This window comes from Actinoplanes sp. NPDC089786, from assembly GCF_040684855.1.
In the GTDB taxonomy this organism is placed as follows: Bacteria; Actinomycetota; Actinomycetes; order Mycobacteriales; family Micromonosporaceae; genus Actinoplanes.
In genome coordinates this window covers 34,606-58,089 of sequence record NZ_JBFBGU010000030.1, presented here as the reverse complement: position 1 = coordinate 58,089, position 23,484 = coordinate 34,606, and the positions used below count along the sequence as shown (strand labels likewise).

The following is a 23,484-nucleotide window of genomic DNA, read 5'->3' as shown; positions in this document are numbered from 1 at the left end:
CTCATCCGAACGGCTTCTCGGGGGTGAGGTGCATCAGCGTGCGGCCGGTGGCGAAGTCGACGGGCATCGACACGTGGTCGTGGAACATCAGCCACTGGCCGCCGATAAGGCGGAAGCAGTTGGTCGTGCGGACCCACATGTCGGTGACTTGGCCGTCCATGGTGCCGTCCAGGCGCACGAGCACGCGGACGACGGCGAGCTGGTCCGCGGCCTGCACCTGCAGGCCGGAGAATTCCAGGCGCAGGGGTCCCTCGAAAACGGCGAAGAAATTCACCCAGTTGTCGCGCCACATGGTGCCGCCGCGGAACTCGATGGGCGGCATGAGGTCGAAGGCGCTGAAGGCGTCGCCGTCGGCGTAGAAGGACATCATGGCGTCGACATCCTTGGCTTCGAAGGCGTCCTTCCAGGCCAGCATCCGTTGCCGGATCTGCTGATCGAGGCCGGGGGTCTGTGCGGTGATCATTGCCGTTTTCCTTCCGGGCGAGGGTTACGCCACCGATGGTCGCTCGGGACCGGAAGGCTATTCACGGTGTGTTTATACGGGTATGGCCAGTACCCGTCTCAGCGGTCGAGCAGCCGCTGCATGCGACGCGCGTCGTCGTCGGTTTCGGGGGTATAGAGCACCAGCCCCAGCCCGGGCTCGTCGTCGATGACGTAGGACGAGTACCACATAGCGAGGTCACCGGCGATCGGATGGGCCAGGTGCTTGACGCCTTCGCCCAGCGTGCCGACGTCATGGGCGCCCCACATGCGAGCGAAGTCGGAGCTGCGGACGCGGAGCTGCTCGACGAGCTTCTCCGCCCGTTCGGTGGCGCCCCAGCGGGTCAGCTCGCGCCGGAATGTCGACACAATCCGCCCAGCCTCCAGCTCCCATTCGGCAAGCTGCCCGCGCGTGGCGGGCTCGAGGAACAGGATTTTGAGGATGTTGCGATCCTCAGGCGCCCTGGCTTCGTAGTCCGACAGGATGAGCCGCGCGGCCCGGTTCCAGGCGATCACGTCCCACGCCGCGGTCTTGATGTATGCCGGTCCGGGCGCGAAACCGTCGAGGGCGCGCCGAAACCGGGGGTCGATGCGGTCCGCGTCGATGTGCGGCGCCTCGGGGCGCTGTCCGTGGGCGAGCAGGAAGAGGTGTTCGCGTTCGGTGCGGCTCAGCAGCAGCGCGCCGGCCACGCTGTCGAGTACCTGCGCCGAGGGCGGCCCGCCACGTCCCTGTTCGAGGCGGGTGTACCACTCGACGCTCAGCTTCGCGCGGTGGGCGACTTCCTCGCGGCGCAGTCCGGGCGTACGGCGACGGATAAGCGCGGGCAGGCCGACGTCGGCGGGGTCGAGGCGCTCGCGGCGGGACCGCAGGAATGCGCCCAGGGTGTTCTCCGGCATTGCCACGGCCATACCCTACGCCGATTGCAAGATCAATGAGCGGGCACGGCGCCAGCGCCTCTGCGCCTCGGGAAGCTCCTCTGCATTGGACGCTCTGTGGTCGAACCGTAAGGGTTTGAGCCGGTCGCGCAACACCCCTCCAGGCGGCGAGAAGGCAGTGCATACGCCCGAAGGGGATAATCTGCTGCAAGGAAGTCGGCGATCAAGCATGTCGATAGCCTTCCCCAGCCGCGCCCAGCGACCGCCTCGCCGGACTTCTCAACCTAATCCAACCCGACCAGTTACAACCAGCTCATCGCCTTCCTCGCGATTCATCTCTAACCAGCAACAACATCCGGACAGGTACCCCAGCAGGTGCGCGGACAGGCGGACAGAGCGGTGACCTGTTCGCCGGTCTGTCCGCTCGTGGACCGGATAGGTGGGCGTCAGGACACCTGGTCGCACATGGGCCGGTACGAGCCGGGGCCGGGGGTAGCACCGGGGTGTTGTTACCTCCGCCGTCGTGTGCGCTACCAGTAGCGCTGCTGCCCCAACCTGGGCCTTCGCCGCTGGGCTCGGCACAACCATCGCCGCAGGCGCCCAGGGCTGTTTGCCGCACGAAGGACGCAGGCTAGCGGTAGTTTGTCGCCTTTATGGGGGTAGATAGAGGTTGATGGCGTGACCTCGCTCGAGGGCGTTGAGGAGTTGCTGGAGTTTCAGCCGGTGGGGGTGTGTCGGTCCATGCTTGCCACCAGCGTTGCAGGTGCAGCCATGGGGTGAGCCATGAGCGGACCGCGCGTAGCGCTTTGGCTAGTTGGGGAGTTCAGCCGGCGGGTCGGCTGATTGGCCCCTTGCGGATTCGTCGGCTGACGGTCCAGCGGACGCGTTTCTTGGTGTCGTTTGTGGATAGTGGGTCGAACCAGGTGTTCCAGCAGAACGAAGCTCCACGCCGGCAGCGCCGGGCCGACGACCGCGATCCAGGTCGGCGTACGCCAGCTCCAGCGTTGAAGCGGTCAACCGACCGGCCAGCCCCCGCAGTGCCTCCCTGACATCATCGTTCACCGCAACGGCCGCCAGCAGCGTCGAGATGCGCGAGGGGCCAGCCCGCCGAGCCAGCACGAACTCGTGGAGCCGCGCGTCGTGCTGGCGCATTCGCTTTCCTTGCACTGTCACACATCTATGACGGCCCTCGCGACATTGAGCCTTTTCCAACCTGATCTTGCAGGTCAGCGAGGGTTGTCAATGTGGGGTCTCAAGACATGCTTGACGGATCGCTATCGGGACATGCTTGACCAGTCTGCCTGACGGTTGATCTTCTTCTCGGCGTCCATTTCGGGTGGCTCGGGGCGTGTAGTAGTCGCCGTCGAGCCCGATGATCTGCGCGATGTTGTTCGGGGTGAGGTTGCCGTCCGAGTCAATGTTGCGCAACGTGACGGAGTACCGCTCGTCCTCCTTCTGAACAGCGACCGGCGTGGAGGTCCGGGCCGTCCCGGCGGTGGCGATGATCCGTCCGCTGTAGGCTCCGGGCGCCACGTCACCCGTGGTGTCGGCGGTGACCGTGACGCTCGCCGTGCCGCCGGCCGGAATCGTCACGCTGGTCGCGCTCAGCCGGAACACCGATCCCGCCTCACCGGTCAGCGCCAGCTCGGCGGTCACATCGGCCGTCCCGGCATTGCGGTACGTCAGCGTCTTGGTCAGGGCGGTGTCGTTGTCGTGCGGCCACGGCTGCAGCCCGAACGAGACCGACGCCGGCTCACTGGTCAGCGTCTGGGTGACCGCCCGAGCCACATCCACCCGCCCGGCGCCCTGCTCGAACGGCCCCGCGGCGGTGTCCGGCTTGGCCGACGCCATCAGCGCAGTCTTGAGCCGCGCGCCGGCCCAATCCGGATGTTGCTGAGCAAGCAGGGTGGCGGCGCCCGCGACGTGCGGCGTGGCCATCGACGTGCCGTTCAGCGCCGTGTACGCCTCGGGGAAGTCGGCCGACGGCGTCCCGATCGCGGTTCCGGCCGCCCGGGCCGCCACGATGCCGACGCCCGGCGCGGCGATGTCGGCTTGATGGCTCCGTCGAAAGAACGCGGCCCCCGGCTGGAGAACTCGGCCGTGCGATCGGACTTGTCGACCGCACCCACCGTCAGCGCCGCGTCCGCGCTCCCGGGTGAGCCGATCGTCTCGGCTGCGCCGTTATTGCCGGCCGCGATCACGAACAGCGCCCCGGTCCGCTCCGACAGCGTGTTCACGGCCTCCTCCATCGGGTCGATCCCAGGAAGATCGAGACCGCCCAGACTCATATTGATCACCCGGCCTTCTGGTCCACCGCGGCCCACTCCATCCCGGCCAGGATCGCCGAATCAGGGCAGCCGAAGCTGCCACACACCCGCCCGCTGAGGATGGTCGCGTCGGGCGCCACACCCTTGTACTTCCCGCTCGACGCAGCACCGGTGCCGGCGACGGTCGACGCGACGTGGTGCCCATGGCCGTGGACGTCTCCGGGAGTCGGGTCCTCGGTGAAACTCCGGGCGGTCACCTTGCCCTTGAGGTCGGGGTGATCGGCGTCGACGCCCGTGTCGAGCACCGCCACGGCCAACCCCTCGCCGGTGTAGCCGGCCTGCCACGCCGTCGGTGCACCGATCTGCGGCACGCTGACATCCAGGCTCAGCTGCCGGATCCCGTCCAACCAGACCCGCGGCTTCGTGCTCTTCAGCGTCTCCCACAAGCCCTTGGTGTCAGCTTTGCGCGCCTGGACGGCGAGCCCGCGCACTGCCGGCAGGTCCCGGCCCATCAGGCCGCCGGCTTCGGCGATCCTCTGCTTGGTCCGCGCCGTGGAGCCGGGCTGGACGATCATGGGTACGGTCGGCCGTGACGCGTCGTCGTAGCCGAGCCGGATCAGCTCGGTGACGTCGAACAGGCGCCGGTCGACCTGCTGGGTCCGCAGCAGCGGGGCCGCGTCGGCGGGCACCACGAGCAGGTGTCCGTCCACCACGGTCGTGGTGAAGGCGATGCGTTCGCGGCCGGCGGCGGGCTCGACCCGCGCCGTGGTGGCGTCGGGCCGGGAGACCGTCACCCGATCCCCGCTGACCAGAGTGACCGTGCGGGACTGACCGGCCGCACCAGAAGCGGGTGGGGCAACCTTGGCGGCCGCAGGGCCGGCGGACAGACCGCGGCGACGAGTACGAGGCTCGCCACCACCGCGGTGCGCCGGCGTACATTGATTGGCTTCATGCCCACCTGACGGTTCCGGCAGCCGCGGGGGTTGCTCCGTCCCCAACATCGGGCCATCCCGAAGTCGGACGACGATCCCTCGCCCGCTCTCGCCCTTTGCGAGTCGGGCCATCGGCGCGTGCGTCGCGCCGTCAAGCCTTCCCCCTGCAAGGCGGCTCTCACGCGGCCCCGGGAAAGGCGATCCCCTCGCGATCGGCCCCCGCTACCTCATCACGCCATGGAACTTGTCACTCGCCATGGCGACGCGAAAGGGTGGCGCCGGCACTCGCCGCCGGATGCCATCAGAATCCATCATGGATAGCCGAAGTGCGAAGACCTCCACCAATGTCCCGACCACCACCCACGGCATCGACGCCGGCAAGAGAATCATCGGCCGCAAACGTGGCAACATCACCGACACCCTCGCCTGCTGCTCGCCGTGATCGTCACCGCCGCCGGCATCAGCGACAACGCGATCGGCAACGACCTGCTCGATCACGCCACCGCCAGCCACCCGACTCTGACCAAGGCCCGGGTCGATACAGGATCCAAGGTCAAAACCGTCGAGCACGGCGCCGAACGCGGCGTCGACGTCGAAGTGGTCACCAAGGATCCGGAGGTCAAAGGCTTCTCGGTGGTCAAACGCCGCCAGCTTGACCGGCATGATGGAGGTCCTCGCCGGCGAGACAAGCCCCGCGATCGGGGTTGCAGTCCGGGTGCAAACCGGTTGCCGGCGCTAAACCGGCGCGGTGATCCGCCGGACCAGCCGATAGAAACAGGGCACGGAGCGCGCAGACAGTCAGGAATGAGCCCCGCGTCGTCCGGCATGGTGACCGGTGGAGGTTCCCCATGGCAACGGTTCTGGTGGCCGAGGACGACGAGGACACCCGGGACATGATCATGTTAAGGCTGGAGCGGCTCGGTTGGACGGTCCAGCAGATCGCCACTGTGCACCACGCCTGTCTTCGCACCGCGGCCGGCGAACCCGATCCGGCCCTGGCCACGGACGCCGAAACCAAGGCCACGCCCACCACGGACAGCCCTGCGGTGAGCCACGCCAAGCACCTGTTCGAGACCGTGCACGCGCTGACCGATACCGGCCGCGCCTACAATTCCGTCGCCCGTGAACTGGGACTCAACTGGCGCACCGTCCGCAAGTACGCGACCGCCTCCAACTGGCAGGACTGCGTACGCCGGCGCCCACGGGTCCCGTCTCCGCTCGACCGTTACCTTGAGTATCTGCAGCAGCGCTGGGACGAAGGCGAACACAACGCCACCGTGCTGCACGAAGAGCTGAAAGCCAAGGGCTACCTCGGCCACTACCAGCGGGTGAAGATGGCGGTCGCGCCGCTACGCCAAGGTTTGCCCGTCGATCAGCCCCGCCAGCGGCCACCGTCACCACGAGAAACGGCCCGGTGGATAACCAGCAACCCCTCGCGCCGGACCCTCGACACCGCCGAACGACTTCAACGGCTGCTCCCGAACTGCCCCGAGCTCAACCGCGCTCACACCCTGGTCCGAGCATTCGCCGCCATGTTCGATACCGGCGACGCCGAACCTCTGCCGGACTGGCTCGACGAACTCGAAACGAGCCGCCTGCCCGGACTGCCCAGCCTCGCCAAAGTCATCCGCGAAGACCTCCCCGCAGTCATCCAAGCCATCACCTCGCCCCACAGCTCCGGCGTCAACGAAGGCCGCATCACCGACGTCAAACTCCAGAAACGAATCATGGCCGGCCGGGCGGAAATCCCACTCCTACGCCAACGAGTCATACTCATCGCGCACCTACGCCGCCACTGATGATCTCCAGCCACGAAAATCTTGCCAGAGCCCTTGGACTGCAGAGCCGCGTACGCCGCGAAGTACACAGCAACCATCTACGTCCGTGCGTCTGCGGAAGTCAGTCGCAAGGAGTCCAACGACTACGCAGATTCACGGCGCTAGCGGCGTACGGCGCTCTCGGATTAGCCGATGTGCGTGCGCACCGGCAGGGCCAAAAGGGGGGTCAGGCGGTGCGGCACTGGCCGGTCGATCACCATGGCACGGTATTGCCGAAGCGGTCCAGATATTGCAGGCCCGGCTTTCCGAGCGCTGACAGCAGTACGTCGACGATCTGGGGGACGGTTTCCTCGATGGTGAACGGCGCCTCGGAGCCGCCCAGGCCGGTGCGGATCCAGCCGGGTGCGATGAGCACGAGTGCGCGGTCCGACCGCCGGGCTGCGTAGCCGCGCATGAACATGTTGAGGGCGGCCTTGCTGCCCCGGTAGACCTCGCGCGAGCCGCTCGTGTTGTGGGTGATGCTGCCCTGCCCGGACGACATCGCGCCGATGAGGCCGGTCGACGGCACCAGGTCGTCGAGTGCCTCGACGACGCGCATGGGGCTCAAGGCGTTGGTTACCATCACATCGACGAAGTCGGCTGTTGGGACCGCGCCGATAGGCGTCTCCTGGTTGTTCGTGGTTCCCGCGTTGACGAAGAGCAGGTCAAGTCGCCGGTTCGCGAGCCGCTCGTGCAGGGCGGTCAGCTGCGCGGGTTCGTTGATGTCGAGGGGCTCGATGCGGAGCCGTCCGGCTGACCGGTCGGCCAGGTCGTGCAACGGCGTACGAGCGGCCCTGTCCCGGACCGTGCCGATGACCTCCCATTCCCGGGCGAGGAGCTCGGCGGCTATCGCGTGGCCGAGGCCACGTGAGGCGCCGACGATGAGTGCTGTCGGTGTACCGAGATCAGTCATGGCGCCAGTTTCCGCCGCGCCGCCCGCCACGGCGATTTCCGGGCGGCGGATTTGTATGATTGCCTACGTGGCCTGGCGACCAGATGAGCGAATCCGGCAGGTTGCACGTCGATGATGTGCGAATCGTGCGGGCATTACAGATCGACCCGAGGGCCTCGTTCGCGTCCGTCGCGACCGCGCTCGGCCTCACCGAAACCGCTGTGCGCCGGCGCTACCGGCGTCTGCTGGCCGACGGCGTCATCCGCGTCGCCGGCATCGTCGATCCCGGGGCGCTGGGGCAGAGCAAATGGCTGGTGCGGCTGCGCTGCCGGCCCGGCAGCGTCACCGCGATCGCCGACGCCCTGGCCCGGCGGGTAGACGTCAGCTGGGTGGCGATCACTGCGGCGGAAGCCGAGGTCACGTGCCCGGTCCCGTCCCGCACCGCGGAGCAGCGCGACGACCTCCTCGGCCGGCGGCTTGCCCGCACGGCGCCGGTCATCGACATCAACGCGTCGGCGATGCTCCGCCAGTTCGTCGGCGGCCGGGGCCACTACTGGGCCGCCCTGCACGGGACGCTGACCCCGGAAGAGGAGTCGCGGCCGGGCGACGGCGCCCCGTTCGTCGAAAGCCCGGTCGTCGCCCGCGACCCGATCACCCTCACCATGCCCGACGAGAAGATGCTTGAGCTGCTCGCCTCGGACGGACGCGCCGGCCTGGTCGACCTCGCCGCGGTGGCCGGCCTCACGCCCGGACGTGCGTCCCGGCGCCTGCAAGCCCTGCTGCGGAGGCGGGTGGTACACATCGACGTCGAGATCGCTGCGGTCGCGCTGGGCTATCGGGCCCGGGCCAACCTGTGGCTTCGCGTGCACCCGCCCGCGGTCAAAACAGTCGGACGCGCCCTTGCCCGACAGCCGGAGATCGCCTTCGCAGCGGCCGTCACCGGGCCGCACAACATCCATGCGGTCGCTCACTGCCGCGACCTCAACGAACTGTTCGAGTTCACGTCCGACCGCCTCGGGTCGATGACGGGGCTGCAGAGCATGGAGATCTCTCCGCTGCTGCGGCACGTCAAACAGTCGGGCACCCTGCTCTCCGGTGACCGCCTGGTGGAACTCAGCTGACGCACTCGCTCGCACGTGCGCCGCTGGAAGTTCGTGAGTTCCACGCGAGATCGCGTATCCGGATCTGCCGCGCACCGTGCGCAGTCCGGTCCGGCAGATAGCGAGATTGGCGTGTTGCGCCGTTGGGGAGACGCCCCGACGAACGCGCTCGGAGCCGCTGTACGAGTCGGAGCTGCGGCTACGTGACTGGGTTGAGCAGGTCGGTGTCGCCGATTCCCGAAAATTGACCCCTGGGGGTTCCGAAACCCGCGCCGCACCCGGGCCGGGGTGAGCCGACCTGCGAGTGCGAGACGTTCCCACGGCCGGCGCAAGTCCTGGGCGAGGTGGCGTGCGAGACGCAGCTGGGTGTAGGCGGCGATCACGATCCACGTCCACCGGTCCGCGGCGTGCGGGTCACGCAGCTTCGGGGTGGTCCAGCCGAGGGTCTGCTTGAAGAACCGGAATGTGTGTTCGAGGTCGAAGCGGCGCAGGAACGCATGCCACAGGAAATCCACATGAGACGGCGTGGCTCCGATGCGCGAAGACCACAACCACAACGGTTTCGGATCACCGTCGCCCGGCAGGTGATCCACGACGAGTCGGATCAAAGTGCCTTCCAGCACCGGGAGATCACCGTCGTAGTCCAGCCACGCCGCGCGGCGGGTCAACCGCGGATGCAACCGGTCCCAGGCCGTCGCGGGCGCCGTGCCGTAACGGCTGGTATCGGTGAGGGTTACGACGTCCGGCTCCGGTCACGTGTCGCGGTCAGCGAAGCCGAACTCACCGCCGTGCTTGGCCGGCCGGCCGATGGCCCCGGCCGCACGCGGCGGGGCGGGCAGCCGGAACACCCGGTCCGACCGCAGCCGGCCCAGCACCTCCACCGGCAGGTCCGCGAGCAGGAACGCCAGCCGGGCCAGGTCGTAACCGGCGTCGAACACGACCAGCACATCCGCATCACCCGGCTGCCACTGACCGACCGCGATCAGCCGTTGCACCACCGCACGGACCTGCACCGCGGTCACCTGCGCGACGTCATCGTCCGGACCGAGTCGGACCGCGTCCAGCACCTGCGTCCACGACGTGCGGCCCGGCTCCAACGCCGCCACGAACGAGTACGGCCACCCCGGAATGAACTGAACCTTGCTGCGGCTACGGCCGTACACGTGGCAGAACAACCGATCCGGACTCGTCGCCGCGTCCGGTCGCAGCCATGCGCTGACATCGACCGCCAACACCAACCGGCCGTCAACAGCGCGCGGAAGCCTCAGCCCGGTAACCGCGGTCCGCAACCGCTGCACATCGATACGGCCGCAGTTCAACGCGTCATACATCGCGCCGTGGCCACGCCGGTGTTCCGGCGCCAAACTCAACCCCACCAACGATTTCACCGGCCCGTCGGTACACAACAGCGCATCTGTCAACTCGAACAACGCGTCCGCACGAGCGGTCAGACATCGATGCAACTCACGCCGAAACCCTGCCAACTCCCCCGCTGCGTCCGCCTGACACCCGTCGTGCACACTATTCAACAGACAGCCCTTGGTATTGATGTTCTTCCCTAGACAAGAAGATCATCGACCAAGGGCTGTTCCCATGATCAACCAGGGCCACCAAGGATCCCTCACGGGGTCGGGTGGCCCGGGGGAATCGCACCCCCGGGCTCCCTCAGAACGGAACGTGACAGTCTCCCGTCATTCCGCTCTTCTCATCGAACCCACAGGAAATTGTCGACCCACGCCCAGTGCTTGAACAGGCCGGGTTCTCGATCGACGAGCCCGGACCACCAAGTTCTGAAACGTTTATAGCCGCGCAGCCGTTTGTACTTCTTCCGAGCCCACCGCGCCAGGTAGGTGTTGACGCGTAACAGAAAGGGATACAGCTGCGACCGGTAGAACCGGCCGTATTATGTCATCCAGCCCGACACGATTGGATTGATCCACTCGGCGAGCTCGTTCAAATCGAGTCTGGTGAGCAGATGGATCCGCCATTCACGGACCCGGTGACCCATCTCCTTGAGTGCCTCCGGACTCACCGCGGGCAGGAAAGACGTGAACGCCCTCCCGTCCGGGTATTGCGCTTTCCGGGGGCCAAACGTGTATCCGAGGAATTTGAACGACGTCTTCGCGAACGAACCCCGCCGCCTGCCGTCCTTGCAATACACGATCTTGGTTTTGTCGGGATGCAGTCGCAGCCCGACTCCCTCCATCCTCTCAGCCAGCGCCGCCCATACCTGCCGAGCTTGGCGCTCGGTCACGCAGTGCACCACCGCATCGTCCGCATACCTCTCGAACTGCACGGTCGGGAACTCCCGGGCCAGGAACATGTCGAACGCGTAATGCATGAACAGGTTCGCCAGCACAGGCGAGACCGCGGAACCCTGCGGGGTCCCCCGGTCCCGTGGTTGCAGGGTTCCATCGGGCAGTTGCAGCGGTGCGACCAGCCACCGCTTCACATACAGCACCACCCAACGCTGGTCGGTGTTCGCCTCCACAGCCTTGACCATGAGAACGTGATCCACGGAGTCGAAGAACTTCTGGACGTCGAGGTCCAACACCCAGTCCTTCTTCCAGCACCGTTGCCGGCACCGTTCGACCGCCTGCAGGGCGGACCGCCTCGGCCGGTACCCGTAGGAATCGTCGTGAAAGATCCCTTCCGTGCGGGATTCCAACGTCAGCGCGACCACCGTCTGTGCAATGCGATCACCCACAGTGGGAACGCCGAGCATGCGCGTCCCACCCGGTTTCGGGATCTCCACCGCTCTCACCGCCGGAGGGAAGTACGTACCCGACGACATCCGATTCCAGATCTTGTACAGATTCCTTTTCAGATCCTTCTCGAATTCCTCCATCGAGCACCGGTCCACTCCGGCGGCACCCTTGTTCGCCTTGACTCGCTTGTACGCCTCCCACACGAGACTCTTCGGAACATCAAACGATTTAACCTGTGGACCTGACATGCTCACCCGTTTCATCCCAGGCTCACGCCCGGTTGTTCGCGTAAACAAATCTTGATGAGCCGGCCCTTCGCTCCACACCCATTACAGGTGCTTCACCACTACTACGGGCCGGTCCGCCAGCGCGTGTCGCATCGGTACTCAACGCCCACGATTTCCGTCGCACGACGCGCTCCCTCTCGCCGTCTCACACTCTTGGCGCCAGACGACAGTATCGACACTCGCCTTCCCACGTTCCGTGTAGAAGCCGCAGACCGGACTCGCGCCGCCTCCATGCCGGACACCACCTGGCCAATAGACGGGCACCCGCCAGGCTCATCCCGGCGCCATTTAACCGCCCCGGTTTCGATGTCATCTACTTGTTTCGACACGTCATCAGCGGTTCGCTCACGCTCGCCTCCCCAATCCCCACCTGACGCGATCACGCCGCGCCTTCTCCCCAACGCTCACCACGACGGTCATCAACCAACGCAGCTTGGGACGGTTTGACGCCCCCGCAGGGCGACGCCGAAGGGCCACAAAACCTTCATCATCTACACAGCACCGCATCAATGAGGTTTCCTACACAACCTCACCTTCCGCGCTCGTGGCGCACTTAAAGAACAAGCTGAGGTAGCCTTCGATTCGGACTACGGTCTTGCAGTCAGGCGTCGTTCAGCTGGGCGAAGCAAGTTGGATAACGCTCAATGTCCTGCCGCCGCCGGCCTGAAGCAACCTCACCCTAGGCTCGATTTGAGCGGCTATCAGACCGGCTGCTCCGGCGTGGTGAGTATGCGGGCATGCTGCAGCGGGGGTGTGCCGTATCGGCGGCGGTAGTCCCGGCTGAATTGTGAGGGGCTGAGGTAACCGACGGATGCGGCGGCAGAAGCCGCCGTGTGGCTTCCGGTGGCCAGCAGCTGACGGGCCCGCTGCAGCTTGAGCTGTTTGTGGAACTGCAGGGGCTCGTGCCCGTCACACGCCGAAAATGCTTCGCCAGGGTGACCGGGCTGCAGTGCGCGCTGGCGGCCAGTTCCGCCAGCGAGACCGGTACGGCCACGTTCTCGGCGAGATGCGCGGCCGCCCCGCGCACCGTGGCGACGTTTCCTGGGCGCATCGCCGCGCTTAGCGACCCGCCGAGCGCGCCGGTGAGCACCCGGTAGAGGATCTCCTCCTCGATCCGGGGCACCTGCCAGGTCGGCGTGTTTATGGCCCTACCGCTCGCACAACGGTCATGCACTGATCGACCGGCAGTTGTATCTGCCGCAGGCCTGGACCGACGAGCGTGAGTGCTGCCGGGCCGCCAGCGTCACGGACGAGGTCGAGTTCGTGACGAAGGTTCAGATGGCCCGCACCATGCTGGCCAGGGCGTTCGCCGCGGGTATTCCGGCCGGCCGGGTGACGATGGACGAAGCCTACGGCCAATGAAGTAGCTGCGAGTGTTCATGTAGGAACACGACCCGCCGCACGTGGTCGCGACGCGGCGCAACGACGGCGTGGTCACCCCAGCATGGGCTTCGCTCGGGTCGACACCTTGATCGCGTCACTACCCGCACGGGCCTGGTCGCGATCTCGTACGGGGCCGGGGCTCACGGCCACCGCGAGCACCGGCCAGGACGAGTCCCTTATGCGCATCGGCGACGTCGTCGCCGGCTGGGACGCGCCCCCGCCGCAGCTATCCGACGGCGAACGCGCCGAGCGCCGCCGCCGCGCCGGCGTCGGCCTATCGCAGCGAGTTCCTGTAAGCCGCACACAGACGAAGCAACAAGAAACCGCTACTGTGCCGCATCGGCGCGGAGGGCTGCGCCGATCCGGTGGCTCGCTTCCTGGGCCAGGCGTAGGTCGTCCGGGCTGGTGATCGGCTCGTTGGTGGCGATCTGCAACGCTGCCCGACCGCCGTCGGGGAGGGTTATGGCGGCGGCGAAACAATGCAAACCGGGGACAATGTGCTGGTGGTCGACGGCTGTGCGGCGAACGGGGTCCACGCGGTCGGGGACTTCGGCCGCGTTGAGGATGAGGGAGGCTGCGGCCAGGTCGGGCAGTACGCGTCCAGCGTGGATGTGCACCGGTAGTTGATCTCGGCCGGGCAGGACCTCGAGGATGACTGCCCCCTGGCTGGCCGGGGCGACCAGGGACACGCAGGCACCGCTTCGCTGCCTCAGCGCGGACATGTACGGCAGAGCCCGGTCGCGTAAGCCCTTGGCCGGTTCCGCGCGGCGGGCGAGCTCGGTGATCGAAGGCCCAACGACATAGCGCCGGCCGACGAGGTCGACGGCGCCCACGTGTTGGAGCTGGGACATCAGCCGGTAGACCGACGGACGGGGTATCCCGGACAATTCCGCAAGCTGGTTGAGTTGATGATCGCCGGTCACCTCGGGCAATAGGCTGAGCAGCCGGAACGCGCCGTCGATGACGCCGCGACCCTGGTCCGGGCGGTTGATGCCTGAATCCTGCGCAGCTGTCATGTCACCTTCGTATCACCGGCTCGCGTGCCGATCCTCGCGGCTGTCCATCCAGCGGACGGAATTGCCCGCCGGTGCGCAGCGCGCGGGAATGCTGAGCGTTGTGAACGCCCGACAACAACCGGCTCTGGACCGACTTCTTGCGCCGACGATGTTACCCGGGCGATCAAAGACCCGGCGATGTTCAGCTTGGTCGGCGTCATGGGCGATCCGCGTCGGTAAGAGATCGAGGAGACGCATCTGATTCCCGAGCAGTTACGGAGGCGAGTTGGTACGGCAGGAAAACGGCGATCTGGTCCGGGACGTCGAGTCCTATCTGCGTCAGCTCACCGCCGTGGCCGAGTCCGCCGGCAACGCCTCGGAGGCGGCGGCGATCGCGGCGGCGTTCGCTGAAGCGCAGCGCGTGGCCGCCTGGGGGCTTCGGTCAGCCGTCGAGCTCGGTCGCGATCGAGGGCTCAGCTGGCGGCAGCTCGCCGATCTGATCGACATTCCGGTCTCGACGCTGCACCGTCAATACCGCAGCGGCACGGCCATCTTGTCCGCAGCCGAATCTCGGCCCAGCTTCACCGAAGCGCCTCCGGGCACGTGTCAGGTACCACCGGTGTTCGACAGCTTCGTCGGCCGCGAGCGAGAACTCGCGGCCTTGTCCGACCTGCTGCGCCGGTCGCGGCAGGTCAGCGTCGTCGGCCCGGTCGGCGTAGGAAAGACGAGGTTCGCCGCAGAGTTGGCCCGACGTGGCGAGCCGTCATACCCCGGTGGCGTCCGATGGGTCGAGCTGGCGCCGGTGACCAAGCCGTGGCAGGTCGCGCTGGCCGTCGGCAGGGCGGGAGAACCCAACGGTACGGAAGCTGCCCTGCTGGTGCTCGACAACTGCGAACACGTGCTGGACAGTTTGAGCGAGGTCGTACCTAAACTGCTCGCGCACGCGCCGAACCTGAACATTCTGACCACGAGCCGAGAGGCGTTGGGTCTACAGGGCGAGACCGTGATGCTGCTGGAGCCGCTACGAGCGGAAGCGGTACGCCTGTTCGGCGCTCGGGCGTCGGCGGCGAGGCCCGACTTCGATCCGGATGCCTGGGCTGACGTCATCGCGGAGATCTGCGACCGGCTCGATGGCCTGCCGCTCGCGATCGAGCTGGCCGCACACCAGATGGACGTGCTCACGCCGGAGTCTCTGCTGTCCATGATGGCGCAGCGGCTCGATCTGCTCGTCGGCGCCCAGCGTTCGGCGATCGGTCGCCGACGCAGCCTTCGCAACGCGATCCGGTGGAGCTACGAGCTGCTGGACGAGACGGAACGGCAGGTGTACGCCCGGCTTTCGCTGCTGCCTGGCGGGTTCGACCAGCGAAGTGCCGCCGCAGTGACGGCCGACCTGGGTCTCAGCCGGGCGCAGTTGTGGGCTCTGCTGGCCGGCCTCGCTCGCAAGTCGATGATCGTCACCGACGCGCAGTGTCCAGTCAGATTCCGCATGCTCGAATCGCTCCGCGCGTTCGGCCGGGAAGTCCTGACCGATGTCGGCGACCTCATTCCCACACAGATTCTGCTGCTGGAGTGGCTGGCTGCCGTCGGGCAACAACTGTCGCAGCACTCGTGGAGCGCCGAGCGGACGATGATCGAACAACACATCGTCGCTGAGACGGAAAATCTGCGCTACGGCGTGAATGTCGCTGCTGCGATGAGCCACCCGTCGCACCCCGACCTGGCCATTCTGCTTGCCCGCCTTCTCGCAAACACCTCCGACCTAGACGAGGTCGGACGGCTTCTCTCGGACGTAGTGAGCAACTCTGGGACGCCTGCGCTGCACCGAGCGAACGCCCTGGCCTGGCTCGCGAGGAACGACACGCGCCAGGGCGACCTCGAAGCCGCGGTTCACCATTCGAACCAGGCATACGAGCTGGCACGCGAGCTTGACGACGTTGACACGCTGGCGATCGCGCTGACAAGCGTCATGATGACGCGCGGCTCCACAGGCGACCTTCCGGGCGGACTCCGAATCGGACATGAGCTGACCGAGATGCTTCTGCGCGAGGATCGGACCGACCTTGCTGGTTGGGTCCTCAGCAAGCAGGCATGGCTGCTCGTGGCAAACGGAGACCCTGCAGCGGCGCGCGAGGCAATCACCGAATCCATGCGGATGTACGAGTCACAAGCCGACTGGGCCCTCCCCTACGCCAACGATTCCGGGTTGAGCCTGCTGCACACCGCTGCTGTGGCGGCGACTTTGGAACACGATGATGCCGCCGCGGCCGAGTACATCACCGCCGTGCTCACCATGCCGGTCCCGCGTCGCGACATCGTGCTCAGCGCGATCGAATGCGCAGCGATCCTCGCAATGCGGCGCAAAAAGCACACGTTGGCTCTCACCTTGATAGCCGGAACGGCCGCCGTGGGCCGCCCGGTCCAGGCCTTCTGGACTCGGCAGCTGCAGGAGACGACCAGAGCGGCGGAGCAGGCCATCGGCCCTGCGGCGGCTCAGGCGGCGTCGGCGGCCGGTCCCTTGATGACCATTCCACAGCTCACCGATCTGGCACTCAGCGGTGGCCTGCCGATCGACGAAGACCCCACCGGCACCCTGACACGCCGGGAGCTCGCGGTGGCGGTGCAGGTCGCCCAAGGGCTGACGAACGCTCAGATCGCGAAAGGGCTCTTCATCAGCGTACGCACGGTAGCCAGCCACCTGGCGAACATCCGCTCGCGGCTGAACGTCCGCAGCCGGGTGGAGGTTGCGCTGTGGGTATCCCGGATGAAAATCGAAACAGCAGCGGGGCGCCAGCTGTCCCAAATTAGACGACGATAACGGCTGGATATTCGACTCGGGAGCGGCCGTCCCATTTCGGGACGGCTCGGCGACGAGTGAGGAGCGCGGCGCTCGCATCAGCCGCCGTCGCCGGCTTCGGCCTCGCGGAGCTCTCGCCGGTTGAGGCGGCGAAGGGCGTCACGGCGCCGACGTTCCTCTACCAGGTCCACGACGATGCGCTCACCCGTCCCGACGACGTGCAGGCGATCTTCGACAACATCCCGACCGAGCGGCAGCTGCACTGGATCCACGGGAGCACCGCGCGTTGGGACGGCTACGTCCGCTTCCAGCGGGAGCCGAAGCAGGTCCTGGACTGGTTCGCGACGTATATGAACTGACCGGGTGCCGGAGCGACGAGGACGCACATGCCTAGGCGGACCCACAGCGCCGTCCAGCCGGGCCACAATCCGCACCGACCCATCCGGCGCCGCCACGTCCACCTGCTCCGCCACCCTCACTCGCCCCCGCCCACCAGCACACACTATCGATGTCAGTCGACGTTCCCGAACCCTGCGAACCTGCTGGGAGGGGGAATGGCGCGTTCCGGCGACGCCTGCGTGTCAGTTGCCTGTTCCGCTGGGCCGCGCCGAGAACGTCGACGCGGCCCAGCAACGCGGCGGTCAGACGTTCGCCGGTGCCCATCCGGATCTGCAGCTTCTGAGTCCGCTGCGGGACCTGGCCAACGCGCTGCTCGAGCAGGCGAGCCAGGCACAGATCGACGCCGGCGAGCTGGCCTGACGCCGGTGTGCCTGGACGACCAGCGGGATGCGGCGACCGCGGCGTTGATCGCCGGCACCGGACAGGGCGGCCGGGTCTCCGGCCGGCAGCCGTGGCGTGAGCTGCTGCGGCGGCTGACCGGCGGCCGGTGGCCGCCCATCGGTGGCCGGTCGTGCCACGGCTGGACACGCCGTGGCAGGACACCGTCTCGGCGGAGCGGCCCGGCTGGCGGACGCGCGCGGCGAACCTGCGCGCCGGCGAGGGCGTCGACCGCGACGAGTTCATCTTCGAGGTCGACTACACGCTGTGCGAGCGGTGCTGATGGGGTGGTTGGAGCAGCCCTACACCCTGGAGCTGTTCCGGCGGCGTGGCCGGCCGCCGCGGGTCTGGCCGCGTTGCGGACGGAGAACCCCGGCTACCGATTTCGGATGCCATGAAGCACCCGGCGCCGGGCCGTGGCGGCACAGGCCACACCACCGCCTGATGGCGCCTCTCGACCGGTCAGCCGGCCAAGCCTGACGTCCATGCGTCCACGGCAGCCTCGACGATGGCACCGGCCTGACCGAGGCCGCCCTGCACAGTCACGGCTCCCGACGTGCCCGAGTGAGCGAGCCGCCTCTCGTCGAGGACACTCTCGATGGAGGAAGTCAGGGACCTACCGCTCGAACGCGCGCGAGTCGCCGCCTCGTACACCACGTCGTGGGCGAGCTCCCGGCCGAGCGTCGGAGCGAGCGCGAACAGGTGCGCCTCGGCAAGGACCGCGCCGTGGTCGAGGGTCAGGTTCGCACTCATGCGCTGTTCGTCTACGCGCAGGCCCTGCACGATGGTGATGGTCTCCCCGAGGGCAGTGCCGGCCAGGACGGCGAGCTGGGGCAAGACCTGCCACTCGGTCTGCCACTCGCCTGCGGCTCTCTCGTGACCGGCCTCGTACATGCGCACGAGAGCCGAGGTGAGCGCCCCTGCCGCTCCGGCCGCGCCGATGATCCCCTCGGAGGAGATAGGGTTTACCTTTTGCGGCATTGTTGACGACGCTCCGCGGTGGCTGCTGTAGGGCTCGAAAACCTCGCCGACCTCCGTGCGGGACAGGTCGACGATGTTGCGCGCGGCACGGGCGCAGGTGCCCGCAAGGGTCGCGCAGAGCCACCCAAATTCCGCGGGCCCATCGCGCGTCACGTGCCACGGGACGTCGGTGGACCGGAGCCCGAGCCGGCGCGCCATGCTGCGGCGGATACGTACTACGTGCGGGCCGAGAGCCGCAGCCGTCCCACCCGCACCGAACAGCGACACCACCGCGACCCGGTCCGTTGCCTCCCGCAGACGCTCCCGTTGTCTTGCGACCTGCGCGAGGGTGACGGCGAGCGTGGCGCCGAACGTGGTGGGCACTGCTTGCTGCGCGTGCGTGCGCGCAGCCATCACCGTGTCGCGGTGGCGGGTGGCCTGCTCCACGAGGGCGTCGCCCAGTTGCTGGACCTGCCGCTGCAGCCCCGCGAGGGACGCCTGCATCTGCAACGCGAGACCGGTATCCATGATGTCCTGCGTGGTAGCCCCGTAGTGGACCCGTCCGCTCGGCCCGGCAGGGAGGGCCGCGGCGATCTGGCGGACGAGCCCCAGGACGGGGTACCCGACGTTGCCGGCGGTGGCCCACAGCGCGTCCCGGTCGATGTTGTGGAGCTGGGCGGCGCCCGCGATCGCGTCGGCGGTGTCCGGGCTGATGACTCCGTGCTCCGCCTGCGCCGCGGCGAGCGCACGCTCGGCCGAGAGCCAGCTCTCGATCGTGCTGTCCTCGTCGAAGATGGCCTGTTGCGCCGGGTCGCCGGTCAGTCGCATGAGCAGCGAGAAGGGACCGCTGCCGGCCGGCTTCCCCGGACCGGGCAGGAGCCTCGGGGCACCGGGAGCCGTAGCCTCAGAGGCCGAGGGCGACATACTTGGTCTCCAGATACTCGCGGATGCCCTCGAAGCCGCCCTCGCGGCCGGTACCGGACTGCTTGACGCCACCGAATGGTGCCGTGGCGTCGGAGACGAAGCCCCGGTTGAGCCCGACCATGCCGGTCTGCAGCTGCTCGACGAGTCGGACACCGCGGCTGAGGTCCCGGGTGAAGACGTAGCCGACCAGCCCGTAAGGGGTGTCGTTGGCTGCCTGCATGACGGCCTGTTCATCGGTGAACGTGTTGACGACCGCGACGGGCCCGAAGATCTCCTCTTGGCGGATGCGGGCGTCGTCCGGCACGTCGGTGAGGATGGTCGGGGGATAGAAGTAGCCGGGCTGGGCGTCGATGTAGCCGCCTATGTGGAGGTTGGCGCCCCCGGCGACCGCCTCGTCGACCAGCGCGCCCAGCCTCGCGCGCTGACGTCCGTCGATGAGCGGCCCGACGTTGACGCCGGGCTCGCTCCCGTCACCGACCCTCAGCGCGGCCATCTCCGCAGTGAGCCTGGCCACGAACTCGTCGGCGACTGTCGCATGCACGAAGAAGCGGTTCGCGGCGATGCACGCCTCGCCGATGTTGCGCATCTTCGCGGTGAGCGCGGCGCTAACCGCGACGTCGAGGTCGGCGTCCTGGCAGACGACGAACGGGGCATTCCCGCCGAGTTCCATGGAGGTGCGCAGCACGTTGCCGGCCGCCTGCTCGAGCAGCAGTTTCCCGACGGGGGTGGAACCCGTGAACGAGACCTTGCGGAGCCTGTCGTCGGCGAGGAGCGGCCCGGTGAGTCCCGCGGCGTTGGTCGTGGTGACGACGTTGAGGACGCCGGCGGGCAGACCGGCGCGGGCGAACACGTCGGCCAGGTAGAGCGTGTTTAGCGGTGTCTGGGCGGCCGGCTTGACGACGGCGGTGCAGCCCGCTGCGAGCGCAGGGCCGATCTTGCGTGTGGCCAGGGCGAGGGGGGCGTTCCACGGGGTGACCAGCAGGCAGGGCCCGACGGGCTGCTGCATGGTGATGATGCGACCGTCCCCCGGCCCGTTGATGCGCCAGGCGCCGGCGATACGCGGGACTTCCTCACCGAACCAGCGCAGATAGTCGGCGGCGTAGCGGACCTCGCCGCGCGACTCGGCCACGGACTTCCCCATCTCGAGGGTGAGGAGCCGCGCAAGGGGTTCGGTGTCCGCCATCATCGTGTGGTAGGCGCGCATGAGGATGTCGGCGCGCTCGCGGGGAGCTGTGGCGGCCCACGCTTCTTGAGCGGCGACGGCGGCGTCGAGGGCGCGCAGCCCGTCGGCGGCGGAGGCATCCGAAACCTCGCACAGCCGCTGACCGGTCGCGGGGTTCTCGACGCCGAGGGTCGCGCCGTCGCCAGCCGGGACCCACTGGCCCCCGATGAAAAGTTCGTGCGGGACCGCGTCGACCAGATCCCGGGGGCCGACGCCGGTTGTGGCCGACAGGGGGGAGGTTTGCTCGAGCGCGGTGTCGGTGGCGGTCACGCGAGCGCCTCCAGGACGTGGTCGGCGAGCTCCGCGCTCGAGGCGGGGTTCTGGCCGGTGATGAGGCGCCCGTCAACGACGACCTTGGAGGCCCACGGCTGTCCGGAGACGAACGAGGCGCCCTGCTGGCGCAGCCGGGTCTCCAGGAGCCAGCGGGCGTTCGTGGCGGTGCCGAACAGGGTTTCCTCCTCGTCGGTCAGCGAGGTCATCTGCTTGCCCGCGAACGGCCACGCGCCGTTGGGGTCCGTCACGCTCAGCAGTGCGGCGGGCCCGTGGCAGATGGCGACGACGAGTCGTCCGTGGGAGACGGCGGTGGCGAGGACGTCGCCCATGTCGGGGTCGTCGACGAGGTCCTCCATGGGTCCGTGCCCGCCGGGGATGACGATGGCGTCGTAGCCGTCGGCGTCGACCTCGGAGAGCTTGAAGGGCGCGCGCAGGGCGTCGAGGGAGTCGAGGTAGTCGGCGTAGCCGAGGGCCTCGGAACCGGCGACGGCGGGGTCGAAGCTCGTCGGGTCAGGCGTGGGAGCGACACCGCCTGGGGTGGCGATGTCGACGCTGTACCCGGCGGCGAGGAACTTCCGGTACGGGACGACGAACTCCTCGGCCCAGTAGCCGCTCGGGTGCTTGTCTCCGTTCGCCAGCGTCCAGTAATCGGCGGCGCTGAGGACGATGAGGATGTTGGTCACGTAGTGCTCCCTCGCTTTGGACGGTCGGCGCGGCGCGATGCCGTCCGAACGTCGGGTGTGGTCAGTCGTTGCGTCGGCTAGGCGGCGTCGGGGATATCTGTGGTGACGGCCAGGGCGTGAGAGGCCTCGATGTCCGCGAGGAGCGCGTCGACCCGACCCTTCGCGAGCCCGTAGGAGTCCGACCCGAGGATCTGGTGCAGCGGGGCGGGGTTCCCGGAAGCGGCGACCGAGATGATGGCACTGGCGGCCTTGGCGGGGTCGCCCAGTTGGCTGCCGGGCATGGCGAGGTGCTGCTCGGTCATCTGTCGGACGCCGGGGTAGGCGTCGCTCGCGTTGTTGGGCAGGCCGAGGGAGTGGGTCTTGAGGAAGTCGGTGCGCATGTAGCCGGGCTCGACGAGGTTCACCTTGACCCCGTGGTCGGCGACCTCGGCGGCGAGGCTCTCCGTGAGCCCCTCCAGTGCGTACTTGCCGGCGCAGTACAGACCCCACCCGGGGAACGAGGTGAGACCGAGGATGGAGGACACGTTGATGACGTGTCCGCTTCGCGCGGCGCGGAAGATCGGCAGGACGGCCCGCAGAACGTTCCAGGTGCCGAAGATCTGGACGTCGAACATCTCACGAGCGTCTGCGTCGGTTACCTCCTCGACAGCAGCGAGGAACCCGTAGCCGGCGTTGTTGACGACCACGTCGATCTGGCCAAAGCGGTTCACGGTGGCACTGAGGGCCCCCGCCACGGCCTGCTCGTCGGTCAGGTCTACCTCGACGGCGTGCAGGCGCGTTGTGTCGACTCCCGCCAGGGCGTCGCTCAGCCGCTCGGCGGAACGGGTAGTGGCGGTCACATTGTCGCCGCGCTGCAGCAGCTGCTGAACCAGGAGCAGGCCGAGGCCGCGGGAGGTGCCGGTGACGAACCAGGTGGCGGGGCGGCCGGTGGGATAGGGCATGGATGATCCTTAGGTAGGATTTGGGGGTTGCGACGGCGCCTGGCGGATGTTCCGTCTCGCAACAGATTTCCCGCCGGGAGCCGGTCGCCGCAACCCGCCGGACGGGGACGCTGCTGGCTAGGACTCAGCGGCCCAGTCAGCGTTAGCCGGTTCCGTGCGATGCTGTTGGCATGGCCGTTCGCAACACAGAGCTAGCCGATTTCCTCCGCAGCACGAGGGCCCGGATCGACCCGGAGCAAGCGGGTCTGCCCGCCGACGGACGAACCCGCCGGGTGCAAGGGCTCCGCCGGGAAGAGGTCGCCCGGCTCGCCGGCATCTCAACGGACTATTACGTACGGCTGGAACAGGGACGCCGGATCGTGCCGTCGCCCTCGGTCGTCGAGGCTCTCGCCCGCGCGCTGGGACTCGACCGCGCCGGCCGCGAGCATCTGGCCGTTCTGGTGGATCCCGCGGCCTCACGCCTGGACGGCCGCAGGCCCAACTTCCAAGCGGCGCGTCCGGCGATCCGGCGGATGGTCGATGGGCTGCAGGCGCCGGCGTTGCTGCTGGGTCGCCGCGGGGACGTGCTCGCGTCCAACCTCATGGCCCGCGCCCTCTTCGCCAACTTCGACCGCGTGCCGGTAGGTGTACGGAACTACGCGAGGTGGATGTTCCTCGACGAGGGGGCTCGGGCCCTGTTCGTCGATTGGGAACCACAGGCCCGCGCCCTGGTGGATAGCCTCCGCCTGGACGTCGGACGACGCCAGAACGATCCGGCCGACCGCCTGTTCGTCGAGGAACTGTCCTCCGCCAGCAGCCACTTCAAGACCTGGTGGGGTCAACACTCCGTCTACCAGCGGACGTTCGGCACCAAGCGTCTGCGTCACCCCGTCGTGGGGGCGGTCACCGTCGACTACGAGACCCTCAATCTGCCGGGTGACGCCGACCAGACCCTTTACCTGTACACGGCTGCCGATGACTCGGCCTCGGGGCAGGCGCTGGGGCTGCTTGCTTCCTGGGCAATGGCCGACCAAGCACTCGTGCACCCGAACCTCGACGAACCCGCGTCGCCGCCCGCTTCGCTCTGACCGGGACGCGGTGCTGCCGTACGGGGTCGCCGCCGTCACCCGGGCCCCAGTCCTCGTCGTCGTTTGCGGGCCTGCGATCGAGGCGTAGGGAAGTCAGCTGAAGGTT

Annotated in this window: 19 protein-coding genes and 3 pseudogenes; 9 read left to right on the top strand and 13 right to left on the bottom strand. The window is 67.9% G+C overall.

Annotated elements, in window-relative coordinates; translation table 11 throughout:
- Position 1: 1 nt before the first annotated feature.
- The 4 genes and pseudogenes from AB0O15_RS43010 to AB0O15_RS42995 form a co-directional block, all read right to left on the bottom strand.
- Complete coding sequence (locus AB0O15_RS43010) at positions 2-463, bottom strand: nuclear transport factor 2 family protein (RefSeq protein WP_364332204.1); 462 nt, start codon at positions 461-463, stop codon at positions 2-4.
- A gap of 98 nt (positions 464-561) precedes the next feature.
- Positions 562-1,377: a helix-turn-helix transcriptional regulator gene (locus AB0O15_RS43005; RefSeq protein WP_364332270.1), complete on the bottom strand. Its 816-nt coding sequence runs from the start codon at positions 1,375-1,377 to the stop codon at positions 562-564.
- A 1,218-nt stretch (positions 1,378-2,595) separates the two neighbouring features.
- Positions 2,596-3,605: pseudogene (locus tag AB0O15_RS43000) on the bottom strand (S8 family serine peptidase).
- Between the two features lie 44 nt (positions 3,606-3,649).
- Positions 3,650-4,417: a S8 family serine peptidase gene (locus AB0O15_RS42995; RefSeq protein WP_364332201.1), complete on the bottom strand. Its 768-nt coding sequence runs from the start codon at positions 4,415-4,417 to the stop codon at positions 3,650-3,652.
- Between the two features lie 436 nt (positions 4,418-4,853).
- Between AB0O15_RS42995 and AB0O15_RS42990 the strand changes: the two are divergent.
- Both AB0O15_RS42990 and AB0O15_RS42985 read left to right on the top strand, forming a co-directional pair.
- Positions 4,854-5,203: pseudogene (locus AB0O15_RS42990) on the top strand (transposase); the annotation flags it as partial.
- A gap of 200 nt (positions 5,204-5,403) precedes the next feature.
- Positions 5,404-6,354 (top strand): transposase, encoded by a 951-nt coding sequence (locus AB0O15_RS42985; protein ID WP_364332198.1) that lies wholly within the window; start codon positions 5,404-5,406, stop codon positions 6,352-6,354.
- A 232-nt stretch (positions 6,355-6,586) separates the two neighbouring features.
- Here the strand turns inward: AB0O15_RS42985 and AB0O15_RS42980 are convergent, their stop codons facing one another.
- Complete coding sequence (locus tag AB0O15_RS42980; protein ID WP_364332195.1) at positions 6,587-7,315, bottom strand: SDR family NAD(P)-dependent oxidoreductase; 729 nt, start codon at positions 7,313-7,315, stop codon at positions 6,587-6,589.
- A gap of 95 nt (positions 7,316-7,410) precedes the next feature.
- Between AB0O15_RS42980 and AB0O15_RS42975 the strand changes: the two genes are divergently transcribed.
- Positions 7,411-8,385, top strand: coding sequence for an Lrp/AsnC family transcriptional regulator (locus AB0O15_RS42975; protein WP_364332192.1), 975 nt, complete (start codon positions 7,411-7,413; stop codon positions 8,383-8,385).
- A gap of 236 nt (positions 8,386-8,621) precedes the next feature.
- Here the strand turns inward: AB0O15_RS42975 and AB0O15_RS42970 are convergent.
- The 3 genes and pseudogenes from AB0O15_RS42970 to AB0O15_RS42960 all read right to left on the bottom strand — a co-directional run.
- Positions 8,622-9,893: pseudogene (locus AB0O15_RS42970) on the bottom strand (NF041680 family putative transposase); the annotation flags it as partial.
- Between the two features lie 374 nt (positions 9,894-10,267).
- Positions 10,268-11,275, bottom strand: a complete 1,008-nt coding sequence (gene ltrA / locus AB0O15_RS42965) for a group II intron reverse transcriptase/maturase (protein WP_364332190.1) — start codon at positions 11,273-11,275, stop codon at positions 10,268-10,270.
- Between the two features lie 785 nt (positions 11,276-12,060).
- Entirely contained in the window at positions 12,061-12,231 is a 171-nt protein-coding gene (locus AB0O15_RS42960) for a helix-turn-helix domain-containing protein (RefSeq protein WP_364332267.1), read from the bottom strand.
- A 316-nt stretch (positions 12,232-12,547) separates the two neighbouring features.
- On the opposite strand from AB0O15_RS42960, the gene AB0O15_RS42955 reads away from it, so the two are divergent.
- Positions 12,548-12,721 carry a transposase gene (locus AB0O15_RS42955; RefSeq protein WP_364332187.1) on the top strand — a complete coding sequence of 58 codons (174 nt, stop codon included), beginning with the start codon at positions 12,548-12,550 and terminating at the stop codon, positions 12,719-12,721.
- Between the two features lie 347 nt (positions 12,722-13,068).
- On the opposite strand, the gene AB0O15_RS42950 is transcribed toward AB0O15_RS42955, so the two are convergent.
- Positions 13,069-13,758: a helix-turn-helix domain-containing protein gene (locus tag AB0O15_RS42950; RefSeq protein WP_364332184.1), complete on the bottom strand. Its 690-nt coding sequence runs from the start codon at positions 13,756-13,758 to the stop codon at positions 13,069-13,071.
- Positions 13,759-14,023: 265 nt separating this feature from the next.
- On the opposite strand from AB0O15_RS42950, the gene AB0O15_RS42945 reads away from it, so the two are divergent.
- From AB0O15_RS42945 to AB0O15_RS42930, 4 genes are all read left to right on the top strand, one after another.
- Complete coding sequence (locus AB0O15_RS42945; RefSeq protein WP_364332181.1) at positions 14,024-16,552, top strand: LuxR C-terminal-related transcriptional regulator; 2,529 nt, start codon at positions 14,024-14,026, stop codon at positions 16,550-16,552.
- A gap of 56 nt (positions 16,553-16,608) precedes the next feature.
- Positions 16,609-16,890 (top strand): hypothetical protein, encoded by a 282-nt coding sequence (locus AB0O15_RS42940; protein WP_364332178.1) that lies wholly within the window; start codon positions 16,609-16,611, stop codon positions 16,888-16,890.
- Between the two features lie 226 nt (positions 16,891-17,116).
- Positions 17,117-17,290, top strand: coding sequence for a hypothetical protein (locus AB0O15_RS42935; protein ID WP_364332175.1), 174 nt, complete (start codon positions 17,117-17,119; stop codon positions 17,288-17,290).
- Positions 17,291-17,441: 151 nt separating this feature from the next.
- Entirely contained in the window at positions 17,442-17,591 is a 150-nt protein-coding gene (locus AB0O15_RS42930; RefSeq protein WP_364332172.1) for a hypothetical protein, read from the top strand.
- Between the two features lie 179 nt (positions 17,592-17,770).
- On the opposite strand, the gene AB0O15_RS42925 is transcribed toward AB0O15_RS42930, so the two are convergent.
- The 4 genes from AB0O15_RS42925 to AB0O15_RS42910 form a co-directional block, all read right to left on the bottom strand.
- Positions 17,771-19,096: a lyase family protein gene (locus AB0O15_RS42925; protein ID WP_364332169.1), complete on the bottom strand. Its 1,326-nt coding sequence runs from the start codon at positions 19,094-19,096 to the stop codon at positions 17,771-17,773.
- 76 nt (positions 19,097-19,172) lie between these two features.
- Positions 19,173-20,684, bottom strand: coding sequence for an NAD-dependent succinate-semialdehyde dehydrogenase (locus tag AB0O15_RS42920; protein WP_364332166.1), 1,512 nt, complete (start codon positions 20,682-20,684; stop codon positions 19,173-19,175).
- Positions 20,681-21,370, bottom strand: coding sequence for a type 1 glutamine amidotransferase domain-containing protein (locus AB0O15_RS42915; RefSeq protein WP_364332163.1), 690 nt, complete (start codon positions 21,368-21,370; stop codon positions 20,681-20,683). The genes AB0O15_RS42920 and AB0O15_RS42915 overlap by 4 nt, the downstream gene beginning before the upstream one ends.
- 77 nt (positions 21,371-21,447) lie before the next feature.
- Complete coding sequence (locus AB0O15_RS42910; protein ID WP_364332160.1) at positions 21,448-22,311, bottom strand: SDR family NAD(P)-dependent oxidoreductase; 864 nt, start codon at positions 22,309-22,311, stop codon at positions 21,448-21,450.
- A 170-nt stretch (positions 22,312-22,481) separates the two neighbouring features.
- Between AB0O15_RS42910 and AB0O15_RS42905 the strand changes: the two genes are divergently transcribed.
- Entirely contained in the window at positions 22,482-23,378 is an 897-nt protein-coding gene (locus AB0O15_RS42905) for a helix-turn-helix transcriptional regulator (RefSeq protein ID WP_364332157.1), read from the top strand.
- Positions 23,379-23,484 lie beyond the last annotated feature (106 nt).

Excerpts from the sequence above, each read along its gene's own strand:
- AB0O15_RS43010 (WP_364332204.1), bottom strand. The coding sequence starts at position 463 with ATGATCACCGCACAGACCCCCGGCCTCGATCAGCAGATCCGGCAACGG.
- AB0O15_RS43005 (WP_364332270.1), bottom strand. The coding sequence starts at position 1,377 with ATGCCGGAGAACACCCTGGGCGCATTCCTGCGGTCCCGCCGCGAGCGC.
- AB0O15_RS42985 (WP_364332198.1), top strand. The coding sequence starts at position 5,404 with ATGGCAACGGTTCTGGTGGCCGAGGACGACGAGGACACCCGGGACATG.
- AB0O15_RS42950 (WP_364332184.1), bottom strand. The coding sequence starts at position 13,758 with ATGACAGCTGCGCAGGATTCAGGCATCAACCGCCCGGACCAGGGTCGC.
- AB0O15_RS42925 (WP_364332169.1), bottom strand. The coding sequence starts at position 19,096 with ATGCGACTGACCGGCGACCCGGCGCAACAGGCCATCTTCGACGAGGAC.
- AB0O15_RS42910 (WP_364332160.1), bottom strand. The coding sequence starts at position 22,311 with ATGCCCTATCCCACCGGCCGCCCCGCCACCTGGTTCGTCACCGGCACC.
- AB0O15_RS42905 (WP_364332157.1), top strand. The coding sequence starts at position 22,482 with ATGGCCGTTCGCAACACAGAGCTAGCCGATTTCCTCCGCAGCACGAGG.